10 protein-coding genes are annotated in these 13,557 nt (G+C 70.8%); 2 read left to right on the forward strand and 8 right to left on the reverse strand.

Annotation, left to right across the window (positions count from 1 at the left end):
* Nucleotide 1: 1 nt before the first annotated feature.
* The 5 genes from Q0Q47_RS18250 to Q0Q47_RS18270 are packed head-to-tail and all read right to left on the reverse strand — an operon-like array spanning nucleotide 2 to nucleotide 6,605.
* Nucleotides 2–1,318: an FAD-dependent oxidoreductase gene (locus Q0Q47_RS18250; RefSeq protein ID WP_293862951.1), complete on the reverse strand. Its 1,317-nt coding sequence runs from the start codon at nucleotides 1,316–1,318 to the stop codon at nucleotides 2–4.
* Between the two features lies 1 nt (nucleotide 1,319).
* Nucleotides 1,320–2,174: an ABC transporter permease gene (locus tag Q0Q47_RS18255; protein WP_293862953.1), complete on the reverse strand. Its 855-nt coding sequence runs from the start codon at nucleotides 2,172–2,174 to the stop codon at nucleotides 1,320–1,322.
* Nucleotides 2,174–3,091, reverse strand: a complete 918-nt coding sequence (locus tag Q0Q47_RS18260) for an ABC transporter permease (protein ID WP_293862955.1) — start codon at nucleotides 3,089–3,091, stop codon at nucleotides 2,174–2,176. The genes Q0Q47_RS18255 and Q0Q47_RS18260 overlap by 1 nt, the downstream gene beginning before the upstream one ends.
* Nucleotides 3,088–5,151 carry an alpha-amylase family protein gene (locus Q0Q47_RS18265; protein ID WP_293862957.1) on the reverse strand — a complete coding sequence of 688 codons (2,064 nt, stop codon included), beginning with the start codon at nucleotides 5,149–5,151 and terminating at the stop codon, nucleotides 3,088–3,090. The genes Q0Q47_RS18260 and Q0Q47_RS18265 overlap by 4 nt, the downstream gene beginning before the upstream one ends.
* Nucleotides 5,148–6,605, reverse strand: coding sequence for an amidohydrolase family protein (locus Q0Q47_RS18270; RefSeq protein ID WP_293862959.1), 1,458 nt, complete (start codon nucleotides 6,603–6,605; stop codon nucleotides 5,148–5,150). Before Q0Q47_RS18270 ends, Q0Q47_RS18265 begins: the two co-directional genes overlap by 4 nt.
* Before the next feature lie 143 nt (nucleotides 6,606–6,748).
* On the opposite strand from Q0Q47_RS18270, the gene Q0Q47_RS18275 reads away from it, so the two are divergent.
* Nucleotides 6,749–7,642: a LysR family transcriptional regulator gene (locus Q0Q47_RS18275; RefSeq protein ID WP_293862961.1), complete on the forward strand. Its 894-nt coding sequence runs from the start codon at nucleotides 6,749–6,751 to the stop codon at nucleotides 7,640–7,642.
* Between the two features lie 244 nt (nucleotides 7,643–7,886).
* A complete protein-coding gene (locus tag Q0Q47_RS18280) occupies nucleotides 7,887–9,206 on the forward strand; it encodes an LLM class flavin-dependent oxidoreductase (RefSeq protein WP_293862963.1) in 1,320 nt (439 codons plus the stop codon).
* 3 nt (nucleotides 9,207–9,209) lie between these two features.
* Here the strand turns inward: Q0Q47_RS18280 and Q0Q47_RS18285 are convergent, their stop codons facing one another.
* The 3 genes from Q0Q47_RS18285 to Q0Q47_RS18295 form a co-directional block, all read right to left on the reverse strand.
* A complete protein-coding gene (locus Q0Q47_RS18285; RefSeq protein ID WP_293862965.1) occupies nucleotides 9,210–10,184 on the reverse strand; it encodes a hypothetical protein in 975 nt (324 codons plus the stop codon).
* A gap of 51 nt (nucleotides 10,185–10,235) precedes the next feature.
* Nucleotides 10,236–11,768, reverse strand: coding sequence for an ABC transporter substrate-binding protein (locus Q0Q47_RS18290; protein WP_293862967.1), 1,533 nt, complete (start codon nucleotides 11,766–11,768; stop codon nucleotides 10,236–10,238).
* A gap of 197 nt (nucleotides 11,769–11,965) precedes the next feature.
* Nucleotides 11,966–13,534 (reverse strand): glucan biosynthesis protein, encoded by a 1,569-nt coding sequence (locus tag Q0Q47_RS18295; RefSeq protein ID WP_293862969.1) that lies wholly within the window; start codon nucleotides 13,532–13,534, stop codon nucleotides 11,966–11,968.
* Nucleotides 13,535–13,557 lie beyond the last annotated feature (23 nt).

A 13,557-nucleotide genomic window follows, 5' to 3' on the forward strand; every position in this document is an offset into this window, starting at 1 on the left:
CTCAGATCAACGCGCCGGCGGCGACGAGCTCGCGGCGCAAGGCGGCGGGGTCGAGCCTGCGCGGGCTCACGCCGGCCCGCAGGCTCATCGCCGCCGCGGTCCCCGAGGCCTGGCCCATGGCCATCCCGGGACCCATCACCCGCACGGAGGCCTGGCCGTCATGGGTTGCCGACACGCAGCGGCCCGCCAACAGCAGGTTGTCGATCTCGTGCGGCACGAGGCAGCCATAGGGCACCTGGTAGAAGTCGTCGCCCGGCAGGTGCAGGCGGATGGTCTCGCGCCCGCGGGCATGGTCCTCGATCGGCCATGAGCTGCGGCAGATGGCGGTGTCGAACTTGCGGGCTTCCAGCACGTCCTCGCGGGTGAGCACGTGGTGGCCCATGACGCGGCGCGTCTCGCGCACGCCCAGTTGCGGGGCGATGGCATCCACCCGCGCGCTCTCGAAGCCGGGGACGTATTTCACGAGGAAGCGCGCGAAGCCCTCCACCTGGCGCCGGCCCTCCAGCGTGCCCAGGGTCAGGCTCCAGGGGTCGATGCCGTTCACGTCCGGCACCCGGCTCATGTTGACGTGCACCTTGCCGGGCTGCGGCGTCGGCGAGAAGGACCCGCTGACGCGCGGGAAATCGAACTCGCCGCTGGCGGTGACCTCGATCAGCAGGCGGCGGATCTCCTTCTCCGGGAAGGCCATGGCGCGCTCGATGTCGACGTGGCCCATGTAGAAGACCTGCGTCGGCGCCTGCATGTCGCCGTGCTCGTCGCCGATCTCGAAGGGCGCGCCGGCCAGCGCGGCGACGTCACCGTCCCCGGAGGCGTCGATGACGCGGGCGGCGAGGATCGCCTCGCGGCCGCCCTTGTGCTCCACGACCACGCCGTGGATCGCGCCGTCCGCGACCAGCGCTTCCGCCACCGTGGCGTGGAACAGGATCCCGACGCCGGTCTCGGCGGTCCACTGGTCGAGGACGATCTTGAAGATCTCGTGGTCGACCTGAAAGCGGTGGCGGTACTTGTAGCCGCCGCCGACCGCCTCGAGCCTGGACATGGCCTCGCGCGGGATGCCCCCGACGAGCAGCTGGTGGGTGGAATCCGGCCCGCAGGTGTAGACGCCGCAGAAGCACCCCACCATGGCGGCCGTGGCGGTGCCACCCAGGAACCCGTAGCGCTCCACCAGGAGCACGTTGGCGCCGCGGCGGGCCGCCGCGACGGCGGCGGCGCAGCCCGAGGTGCCGCCGCCGACGACGAGCACGTCGACCTCGCGGGCGACCGGGAGCGACCGGGCCGGCTCGACGATCGGCGATCCGGGGCGGAACGGGATGGGCACCTCAGTTCTCCACTTGCTTGAGCCGGGGGTCGAGCATGTCGCGCAGGCGGTCGCCCACGAGGTTGATGGCGACGACCGTGATGAAGATGGCGAGGCCCGGGATGGCGGCGACCCACCAGGCATGGGCGACGTAGTCGCGCCCGTCGGCGATCATGCTGCCCCAGGTGGGGATGGTGGACGGCACGCCGAGCCCCAGGAAGCTCAGCGAGGATTCGAAGAGGATCATCTTCGCCACCTGCAGGCTGCTCACAACGATGATCGAGGAGGTCACATTGGGCAGCAGATGGACGAGCAGGATGCGCGGCGTCGAGGCGCCCAGCGCCCGGGCGGCCAGCACGAATTCGCGGTTGCGCAGCACGAGCACCTCGGCCCGGACGATGCGGGCGTACTGGACCCAGTTGGTCAGCCCCAGCACCATGACCAGGTTGAACAGGCTCGGGCCCAACACCGCGACCACGGCGATGGCCAGCACGAGGAACGGGATGGCGAGCTGCACGTCGGTGATCGCCATCAGCACGCGGCCGGCGCGCTTGTCGTCGTAGCCCGCGATTAGGCCGAACGTGACGCCGATGACGCCGGACACGACCACGGAGAGGACGCCGACGAGCAGCGAGACCCGCGACCCGGCGATGAGGCGGCTCAGCACATCCCGGCCCAGCGCGTCAGTGCCCAGAAGGTGGAGGCCATCCTCGCTGCGCGACAGCGGCGGCAGCAGCCGGCGCAGGATGTCCTGGGCGGCCGGGTCGAAGGGAGAGATCCACGTGGCGGTCAGCGCGCCGACCACGACGAGCAGCACCACGGCGAGCCCGAAGGCCGCGAGCCAGCTGCGCAGGAATTTCCGCAGGAACCGGCGCATCACCGGCTCCTCAGGCGCGGGTCGAGCAGGGCGTAGCCCAGGTCGACGAGGAGGTTGATGGCCACGATCAGCGCCGCCATGAACACGACGAAGGCCTGCACCACCGTGAAGTCGCGGTTGGCGATGGCCTGGATGGCAAGCCGCCCGACGCCCGGATAGGCGAAGATCTCCTCCGTGATCACCGCGCCGCCGAGCAGCGCGCCGACCTGCAGGCCGACGACGGTGAGCGTCGGGATCGCGGCGTTGCGCAGCGCGTGGCCGAAGACGACGGAGGAGCTGGACAAGCCCTTGCCGCGGGCGGTGCGGATGTAGTCGAGCTGCAGGACCTCGATGAGGCTCGAGCGCAGGAGCCGCGTGATGATGGCCGTGGAATAGGCTGCCAGCGCCACCGCCGGCATGACGAGGTGACGCCAGGTGCCGCGCCCCGACGGCGGCAGGATGCCCCAGATCTCCGAGAAGATCAGGATCAGCATGATCGCGAGCCAGAAGGTCGGGAAGCTCTGGCCGACGAGCGAGACGAGCAGGCCCGTGCGGTCCAGGATCGAGCCGCGGTGCGTGGCGGCGAGGATGGCGAGTGGCACGGACACGAGCAGCGAAAGGGCCAGCGCCGCGGCGGCGAGCTGCAGGGTGGCGGGCATGCGCTCGAGCACGAGCTGCATGGCTGGCTGCTGGTAGCGCAGCGACCGCCCGAAGTCGCCGTGCAGCGCCTTCCAGGCGAAGTCCAGGTACTGCTCCCACAGCGGCCTGTCGAAGCCCATGAGCTTGCGCACCCGGGCGATCTCCTGGGCCGAGGATTCGGGGGGCAGGAACAGCGCCGTCGGGTCGCCGCCGAGCCGGACGAGGAAGAACACGGCGAGCGACACGCCGACGATGACGGCGGCGGCGTAGAGCAGGCGGCCGAGGACGTAGCGGATCATCGCGCGCCCTCCCCGCCCGTCAGGGCGAAGGCCGTGAAGACGCCGAGGCCGGGCACCGTGAAGCTCAGGCGATCGCCCTGGCGCGTCGCGGCCAGCTCGTCGCCGGTGTCGATGCGGTGGACGCACGTGGCGGGGCTGCGCACGGTCACGTCGAAGCCGGCCAGGGTCGGCGGGTCGAGCTGCGGCCGGCCCTGCGGGGCGGCGTCGTTGAGCAGATGCAGCACCTCGCCGTCCGGGTGGCGCTTCAGGATCGCCGTGACGCCGGCGGGCAGGCCTCCCACGGGCGCCTCCCCGACGACCACGCTCACGAGGGCGTCCAGGATCCGCGCGTGGTCGGTGAGGCCGTAGGCCTGGTACATGGCGCCGAGCCGCCAGGGCAGCCAGGCCGCGCTGCCGTGCCCATGGACCGCCCAGATCAGGCCGGGAGCCGTTCCCCCGCCCTCCAGCACCGTGAATTCCGGAGCGTTGTTGGCGAAAGGACCGAGGAGGCGCAGGTCGCCGGGGGCCTCGTCCCCGAGCGGCCGCCAGAAGTCACCGTCGACGCCGACATGGGGGATCTCGGGCAGCGTCCGGCGAAGACCGCCCGGCGACAGCACCAGATAGGCGCCGAACACGGTCGACGGCGGGCCGGGCAGGCTCGGCAGGCAGGCGAGAGGCGGGCTCGTCCGCGGCGTCCCGTCCTGGTCGGACGCGCCGGCATCCGCGGTGGCGATCACGGTGCCGCCGGCCGCGACATAGGCGTCCAGGGCGGCGGCATCGGCATCCGACAGGCACGACACGGCGGGCAGCACCACGAGCCGATAGCGGCCGAGCGTCTCCCGGTCGAGCCCGCCCGCGACGAGGACGTCGCAGGGATGGCCGAGGTCGGAGAGCGCCGAGAACAGGCCCCGGAACTCGCTCACGTGGCCAGGCCGCGCCGGGTGGCCGGCGAGCGAGCCCTGGTCCGGCCCCCAGGCCACGCTGTCGGGCGAGCGCACGACGGCGATCGCGGCCAGCGAGGACAGCCCCTCGTACCAGCGCGCCGCGGCGGCGAGGTAGCGCCCCACCTCGATGATGGCGGGAATGGCGCGCGGGTCGTCCTGGTCGAGGTAGCCGTTGATGGCCGGACAGGTGGAGGAGCCTTGGGCGGCGGCCTGGATGACGTTGCGCACGAGGCGGCCGGCGGGCATCGCGGTCTGGCGGCTGGCGAAGAAGGCGGAGCCCGTCTGCAGCACCAGCGGCGCGCGGTCCGGTCGCTGCGAGAGCGCCATGAGCGCCTCCTCGGAAGCCCAGTGCGTCCATTGCGGCTGCGGGTCGATGGGGTTCACGGCCACCGGGTTCGACACCTGCGGCGCGACGAGATCGCCGGCCGCCGCCATGGCGCGGTAGTCCCAGCCGTCGCGCACGTGATGGTAGGGCACCACGATGGCGTCCGGCTGGGGGGCGCGAACATGGGCGACCAGCCGTGCCGTGTAGTCCGCGATCCGGCGCTGGCGCCAGCGCTCGTAGGCGGGCCGGCGCTCGCCCGGGGCGGGCACGTCCTGCCCAGTCTCGGCACGCACGATGGCGCGGCAGCGCGGGCACCAGCAGCGCGGCACGCCGAAATAGTTGAAGAAGAACCCGTCCACGGGATAGCGGCTAAGGATCTCGTCGAGGATCGAGAAGACCTCGCGCTCCCAGTACGGACCCGTGGCGCAGATCTGGGGCATGGTCCAGACGAGCGAGGGCGACCCGTCGGGCTTGCGCACGAACCAGTCCGGATCGCGCGTGAGCCATGCGGCCCGACCCTTGCTGATGTCCATGCGCACGAGGGCCCGCATGCCGGCCCCGCGGGCCGCCGCGAGCATCTCGCCGAGGCAGTCGCCGGTCATGTGCGGGTTGCGTTCCTGGCTCGACAGCGCGGTCGGGTACCAGGCCGAGAACCCGCCCCCCATGGCGACGATGGCGGTGGCGCTCGCCTGACGAGCCTCGTCGATCACGCGGCCGGCGTCGAAGCCGATGGCGTCGGTCTCGCGCAGGAGATGCTGGAAGAAGCGGACGGGGCCGCGCCACCAGGGCGCAGCAGCGATGTCTGCGCTCATCGGGCGTCCTCGCCCTGCAGCCGGCGGATCATGCGCTGGACGGGGCCGGAGAGTTCGGAGGCCGCCGCGTAGATCGAGCGATTGGCCTCGAGCCGCCGCCGGGCGAGGTCTTCGGCCTCCTGCCAGAGGGCGACCTCGTCGAGGCGGGTGCAGCGGCCGTTCTCGAGCACCACCTCGCCGGCGACGAGCACGGTGTCGACCGAGGCGCCGTTTTCGGCGTGCACGAGCTGGCGCACCGGATCGATGAGCGGGACGAAGGCCGGCGCATCCAGGCGATAGAGGACGAGATCGGCCGCGAGGCCGGCCTCGATGCGGCCCGTCACAGAGCCCAGCCCCAGCACGTCCGCGCCGCCGCGGGTGGCCAGCGCATGGGCGCGGTAGGGGCCGACCCAGTCGGCATGGTCGGGCGTGGTGTTGGCGTGCACCATCGAGGCCCATTTGGCGGTTTCGAGCAGGTTGTTGCTGTCGTTGCAGCATGCACTGTCCGTGCCCAGGCCGATGCGCAGGCCGCGGGCCAGCATCTCGGGAAGGCGGCAGATGCCACTGCCGAGCCTGGCGTTCGACACGGGGTTGTGCACGACCGCGGCGCCGTGCCGCGCGACGAGGTCGAGGTCGCCGTCCTCCAGCCAGATGAAATGCACGAGGTTGGCCCGCGGGGAAAGGATGCCGCGCTCGGCGAGGCTCCTGACCATGCCCTTGCCCCACAGGCGGAATCCCATGGCGCGCTGGGCGCGCGTCTCCAGCACGTGCGCGTGCAGGACGATGTCGTGCCGCTCGCTGAGCTCGGCTGCGGCGGCCAGCAGCGGGTCGGAGCAGCGCTGCGGGCCGGAGGGGCCGATGGCTGCCGTGATGCGGCCCCCCTCCCCGCCGTGCCAGCGGCGCACGAACGCCTCGACGATGGCGAGCTGCTCCGTCCAGGGCATCAGCGGCGCCCGGCCGTAGCTGCCGCCACCGTTTGGAGGAATGTCGTCGGGATCGAGCGGAAGCGTCTGGACGATCGGCTTGTCGGCGACGATGGGAGCGATCACGGCCCGGATGCCGATCGCGGCATACGCCTGCGCCACGGCCTCGAGCCCCTCGGGCGTGGGATGCGGCGACATGCGGATGTGGTCCAGCACCGTGGTGGTGCCGGTTCGCAGCATCTCGATGGCGCCGAGCAGGGCGGCGACCGTGATCTCGCGCGGCGAGCGCTCCTCCCGGCCCGCGGCCGAGTGCAGCGACCAGAGCTCCAGCGGAAGGTCGGGCGCGGAGCCGCGGATCAGGTTGTCGGGCGAATGGGTGTGGCAGTTGACGAAACCCGATGCCACGAGGTGGCGACGGCCGTCGATGACGCGGTCGCCCGGGGCCGCGGCAGGCGCGGCGTCGGGCTCATGCAGGCCCGCGATGCGGCCGTCCCGGATCTCGATCGTGGTCCGCCGCGCGGCATGTTCCGCGCCGTCGGGAAGAAGGCACAATCCCTCTCGGACCCATGTTGCGGGTGTCCCCACGCCGACCGCTCCGCTTCCACGCGATTGAGGGACGATGGCCTGCCGCGGCCATGCTTGCTAGACCCGATGTTGGAAAAAGACTTTTCGAGCGGGCAGCGGAGTGCGCGGGCGTGAACAGGTTCCAGGACATCCTCGCCTTCGTCCGGGTGGTGGAGCTCGGCGCGTTCACCGCGGCGGCCAAGAGCCTCGGCGTGTCGGTCTCCTCGATCACCAAGAGCGTCTCCCGGCTGGAGGAGGATCTCGGCATCGCGCTGCTCGTGCGATCGACCCGCCGCATCCGCGTGACGGCGCAGGGGCGGACCTACCATGACCGGTGCCAGGCGATCCTGCGCGACCTCGCGGGCGCGGAGGACGCCATCCGCAACGAGGCCTCCAGCCCGCGTGGGTCCGTTCGGCTGTGGGTGCCGCCCGCGTTCGGCCGGCAGACGGTGATCCCCGCCCTCCCCGCCTTCTTCGAGCGCTATCCCGACATCGATCTCGACCTGCATTTCGGCCATCGCTCGCTGAACTTGATCGAGGGCGGCTACGACCTCGCCGTGGCATCCGGCACGCTGCACGACACGCCTCTCGCGGGCCGGCTGCTGGTGCGCGGGCCGCAGAAGACGGTCGCATCGCCCGCCTATCTCGCCCGGCACGGGACGCCGCGCACGCCCGACGACGTCTCCCGGCACAGGTGCGTGGTGGGCCGCTTCGGCAACAGCTGGAGCTTCCGCACCCCGTCCGGCGCGACGGAGACGGTGCAGGTGCGCGGACCGCTCTCCACCGACAGCGGCGATGCGCTCCGCGAGGCCGCCGTCGCCGGCATCGGGCTTTGCCAGGCGACGTGGTGGCTGTTTCGCCAGGACATCGAGCGGGGCGCGCTGGTGCCGGTGCTGGAGGCGTTCGAGACGGAGGCCGATCCGATCACGATCGTCTTCCCGCCCGACCGTAGCCTGCCGGCGCGGGTGCGGGCGGTGATCGATTTTCTGGTGGAGATCACGCGGGAGCAGAAGGAAGGCGGGTGAGGCCCCGACCGAACGACTCGCTCTCTCCCGCGTCCTGCCCGGGCTCGGCCCGGGCATCCACGACTTTTCTGCCGGAGGGCGGTCTGGCCCGGCAGAGTCGTGGATGGCCGGGCCAGGCCCGGCCATGACGGCGGAGGGGGTGAGGAGAGCGAACGTGGCGCCATCCAGCCATGACGCTTCGTGACTGGCGAGATCTTTCCTGCTCATGCCACCATCGCATCGGGCACATCGAGAGCGGACCGCCATGCGCACGGACAAGATGAGGATCGGCCTGTCGACCCGGCGTGTGGGGTACCACATCGCCGCCTGGCGCCACCCCAGCGTGAACCCCGGGGGGCAGGAGAGCCTCGCCTTCTTCGTCGAGAACGCGAGGCTCGCCGAACAGGGCAAGCTCGACTTCATCTTCCTGGCGGACGGGCTGGGCATCGTCGCGCACGACTTTCCGCCGGGCTCCCTCAGCCATTCCAACGAGAACGTCGAGTTCGAGCCGCTCACGCTGCTGTCGGCGCTGGCGCCGCTGACGCGGCACGTGGGCCTGATCGCCACGGCGTCGACCACCTATGACGAGCCCTTCCACATCGCGCGGCGCTACGCGTCGCTGGATCACCTCAGCGGCGGGCGGGCCGGATGGAACGTCGTGACGTCCTGGTCGGAGCTGGAGGCGCTGAACTTCAACCGCGAGCAGCACCTCGACAAGGACGTACGCTACGAGCGGGCGCGCGAGTTCGTGCAGGTGGTGCTGGGCTTGTGGAACAGCTGGGAGGCCGATGCCTTCCTGCACGACAAGGCGACGGGCCGCTTCTTCGACGACGCGAAGCTCAACGTGCTGAACCACAAGGGAAAGCACTTCCAGGTGCGCGGCCCGCTCTCGGTCTCGCGCACGCCCCAGGGCCGCCCCGTCGTGGTGCATGCCGGCGTGTCGGAGCCGGGGCGCGAGATCGCCGCGGCCTATGCGGATCTCTTCTACACGAACGACTACGACATCGAGCACGCCAAGGGCTTCTACGCCGATATCAAGCGCCGCCTGCCCGCCCATGGCCGCAGTCCGGACGACATCAAGATCCTGCCCGGCGTCCAGATCTTCACGGCGCCGACCAGGGCGGAAGCGCGCGACAAGTTCGAGGAGTTGCAGGGCCTCATCGACCCCGTGGTCGGCATTTCCGTGCTGTGCAACCTGCTCGGCGACTTCAGCAAGGCCGATCCCGACGGGCCGATTCCGGACGTGGCCCTGACGCTGCGCACCAGCAATGCCGAGAAGACCATCGCCATGGCGCGGGCGGAAGGCCTGACCGTGCGACAGCTCTACCAGCGCATCGGCGGCAAGGCGGGCATTCGCCAGATCATCGGTACACCCTCGGAAGTCGTCGACGATCTCGTGACCTGGTTCGAGGGGCGCGCCTGCGACGGGTTCAACATCTGCCCCTCGCATTCGCCGGAGAACGTGCGCGATTTCGTCGAGCACATCGTGCCGGAGTTGCAGGGCCGCGGCCTGTTCCGGACCGAGTACGAAGGCACGACGATGCGCGAGAACCTCGGCCTGCCGGCGTTCACGCCCCGGATCTGAGGCTTACGGGCGCCAGTCGGAGCCCTTCTCGAAGCGCAGCGTCATCTCGGCCGCCGCGGCGCGCGCGGGGCCGGTGGCCAGCAGGCGGGCGAGCGTCTCGTCCGCCCTTTCCCCGTCGCCCTCCCCCGCCGCGACGGCCAGGTTGGCCTGCCATTCGGCCGCACTGCGGGCGCCGATGACGAGGCTGTCGACGTCCTGCCGCAGGATCCAGCGCAGCGAGCCCGCACAGGCCGCGCCGACGTCGTCGGCGCCCAAGGTCTCGCGCGCCATGGCGGGCAGCCGGCCTTTCGCGAAGGCTTCGCGCACGATGACGCCCATGCCCGCGGCCCGGGCGGCGGGGATGACCCGTTCCAACGGCGCCGGGCAAAGCGGATTGAGGTTGATCCAGACGACGTCGAAGCAACCGGCTTCGATCACGCGCAGGTACAGCGGCTCGCCGCACCAGAGGCCGTCGCAGCCCGCCAACGCGATGCGGCCGCTCGCCTTCAGCGCCGCCAGCGCGTCGGCGAGGCGCTGGAGGTAGCCGGGCGCTTCGAGCGCGGGCCATTCGAAGCCGATGTTGAGGATGCCGATGCGGTCCTGCCCGGACAGGGCGCGCAGGCGATCGACCTCGGCGGTGAGCCGGCTGGCGTCCGCCAGGCCCGCGTTGCCGGCCTCGTAGGAGTAGCACATGCCCTGGGGACGCATCTGGACCAGGGCGTCGCCCGCGCCGCCCGGCCGCGCCCGGAGATTGCGCCCGAGTGCCTCGACTTCGGGATCGATCGTGACGTCGAAGAGCGTGGCGCCGGACGCGACGGCCGCCGCCACCAGCGCCTGTCGTCCCGGCCCGCCGAAATCGTCGCGGCGGTAGCCGGGCTTCGCCGCCTCGGCCAGGTTGTCCGACAGGCCGCGCATGCGGCCGTCGTCATGGAACTCGTGCCCGCCGAGCCCCAGGACGGACACGCTCCGCCCCGTCGCGCCCAAGGCCCGGACCTGCATGGATGGCCTCCCCGGAGAGACGCCCGCGGCGCCGGCCGCGGGCGATCGGCGTCAGCCCGCCACTTCCGCTTCGCGCAGGTCGAGCAGGGTGTCGGAGCGCGGCTTCCAGACGAGGCGCTTGTTGACCGCGTAGATCGACGGCGCCTGGAAGAGCGGCAGATGCGGCGCCTCCTCCTTGATGAGCTGGCCGGCCTTCTTGTAGATCGCCTTGCGCTCGTTCAGGTCGAGGGTGGACCGGCCCTTCACCAGCAGCTCGTCGAGCTCCTTGTTGGAGAAGTAGCTCTGGTACATGCCGGTCGTCAGGATCGGGTACCAGATGAGGTCCGGGTCGTTGCCGCTCCAGCCCGGATAGATGAGGCCCTCGCGGCCCTTCTTCTCAGACACCTGCGCCCACACGCCGGGTTCCAGGAAGTTGGGGTTCACCTTGATGCCGACCCGGGCCAGGTAGCCCATGGTGGCCTCCATGATCTCCTTGTCCTTCAGGTAGTAGAACTGGCGCGAGGTGAGCGGGATCTCGAAGCCGTTCGGGAACCCGGCCTCCGCCAGCAGCGCCTTCGCCTTGGCGGGATCATACGGATAGGGCTTCAGGTCGGGGTCGTAGCCCAGCGCGGAGGTGGGCAGCGTGACGGCGATGCGCTTGCCCATGCCGCCGAGGATCGTCTTCTGGATCGTGTCGACGTCGACGGCGTAGTTGATGGCCTGGCGCACGCGCTTGTCCTGCAGCGGCGTGGCTTTCAGCGTGTCGAAGGCGAAGAAGAAGAAGAAGAAGTCGGAGTCTTGGACGATGGTCTTCGTCTCGCCGCGGTTCAGGCCGGGCACGTCCTCGGGGGGCACGTCGCTGATGAGGTCCACGCCCTCGCTCTTGATCTCGGCGATGGCGGTGCGGCGCTCCTTGATGGGGCGGAACGTGATCTTGTCGAGCTTGGGCTTGCCGCCCCAGTAGTCCGGGTTGGCCTCGACCACGACGCGGTCGTCCTTCACCCATTCGACGAGCCGGAAGGGGCCGGTGCCGACGGCCTTCTTGGCGATCGCCTCGCCATTGGACTCGGCCGCGTATTTCGGCGGCACGATGAGCGAGGCGAACGACGCCGTGTAGAGCGAGTACAGCATGGTCGGGAACGGCGCGGCCGTCTTGAAGTCGACCGTGAACGGATCGACCACCTCGACCTTCGTGATCGCCGCGATGCGGGAGCGGTAGGGCGCGGCGAACTTCGGGTCGAGCGCCCGGTCGAAGGTGAATTTCACCGCCTCGGCGTTGAACTCCTCGCCGTTGTGGAACTTGACGCCCTGGCGCAGCACGAAACGCCAGGTCATCGGGTCGGGGTTGGACCAGGAGAGGGCGAGCCGCGGCCCGAACGTCCCGTCGAGATTGAGGTGCACCAGCGAGTCGTAGAGGTGCCCGAGGATGTTGGCCGTCTGGAAGTTCGAGTGCTTGGCCGGGTCCATCGTGTAGGCGTCGCTCGACTGCGCCACGATGATCGACTTGCCGCGCGCCGCGGCCTGGCCGAAGGCAGGCCCCACCATCGGAAGCATCGCCGTGCCCATGGCCAGCGCATTGAACCCACGTCGCGTCACTGCGGTCACGTCTCGTTCCTCCGTCGTGCCCAGAACATCTGCAACCGGCATGGTCTGCCTGGAGCGCGTCGCGCCAGCCTAGCTGCAGACGCGCCGCAGGCAAGTGGCTTGCCGGCCGCAACCGCCGTCAGCAGGTTTCATGCCAAGCCTCTGTCCACACACGACAAACCCATCACCAGGGCGCGTGACGCGGTCTGCGGGAGGGATCATTGCCGCTCGCGTGACCAGGGGAATGTCCAGGTTTCCGTCAGCGCGCGCTGGCCCGACCGCAGGTAGAGCCGAATGTCGCTGGTCTCGCCCTCGCCCAGCTGCACGTCGAGCGCGACGCGGAAGCCCTCGGTGACGACGTTGGGCATCAGCGAGGTGCGCAGGATCTTGCCGGCCGACAGCGAGGGCACGGCTTCCACCCGGTCGGGTTCGCGCAGGAAATAGGCGAGGTCCCCGCCCACGAAGTCCACGAGGAAGCGACGGATGTCGGGTCGTCCCGGTCCGCGGGCGCCGGAGGCGCGGGCCGTGGCCTGGAAGGTCGCGCGCACGCGGCCACCCGTGTGCAGGTCCGCCCCGTCGCCGATCGAGCGGATGCGGTAGGCGAGGCGGGTTTCCTTGGCCTGCGGCAGCAGGCTCGCCGGGGTCCAGAAGGCGACGATGTTGTCGCCCGTCTCGTCAGGCCCGGGCAGTTCGACGAGCTCGACCCTGCCCTCCCCCCAGTCGCCCGTGGGCTCGACCCAGTAGCTCGGACGCAGGTCGTAGCGGGCCTCCAGGTCCTCGTAGCGGGTGAAGCTCCGGTCGCGCTGCATGAGGCCGAAGCCGCGCGGGGTCTTGCCCGCGAAGCTCGTGATGCGGGGCGCGATCGGGTTGCGCAGCGGGCGCCAGATCCACTCGCCGGTGCCCGAATGCAGGAGCAGCCCATCGCTGTCGTGGACCTCGGGCCGGAACTCGTCGGCGATGCGCCGGTCGTTCTCGCTGACGTAGAACATGGAGGTGAGCGGCGCGATGCCGAGCCGCTCGATGGGCCGGCGCGGGTAGAGCCGCGCCTCCACCTCGACCCCGGTGGCGGCGCCAGGCCAGATCGTGAACTTGTAGGCGCCCGTCAGGGCCTCGCCCTCCAGCAGGGCATAGAGGGTGATGCGCTCCTCGCCCATGGGCGGATCCTCCACCCAGAAGGCGGTGAAGGCCGGAAACTCCTCGCCGGGCTGGCCCGAGCCGACGGCGATGCCCCGGGCCGACAGGCCGTAGCGCTGGTCGCGGGACAGGAAGCGGAAATAGCTGGCGCCGAGAAACACCGCGAGTTCGTCGAGGATGCCGGGGTCGTTCAGCGCGAAATGCAGCCGCAGCCCGGCAAAGCCCATTTCGCGCGGCAGCGGGTCTGCGATCTTGTTGCGGCCGTAGTCGAACATCTCCTTCTCGAAGGCGACCGGCGTGGCGCGCCCCTCGCGCACCACCAGCACCGTCACGGGCCGGGGATAGAGGAACCCCGGATGGAAGAGCTGCATGCGGAAGCGCCCGGTGAGCAGCGCCGCGTCGGGCCGGAAGCGGATGTCGCGCCAGGCGTCGTAGTCCAGGGCCTTGAGCGCATCGGGGATCCGTGCGGCCGGGGGCTTCACCGGCTCGCCCGACCGGCGCTCGGCGAGCGCCGCCAGCGCGTCGAAGGTGAAGAGCCCACCCGACAGCATGTCGTCGTGCGGGGCGGGCGGGGTCTGCGCCGCCGCCGCGCCGGCCACCGCCGCCCCCGTCATTCCCAGGAGCACGGTTCGTCGCGTGAGGGGCTCGCCCATTCCAGGTCTCCGACGGTTGAGGG

This window comes from uncultured Alsobacter sp., assembly GCF_945952055.1.
GTDB lineage: Bacteria > Pseudomonadota > Alphaproteobacteria > Rhizobiales > Beijerinckiaceae > Alsobacter.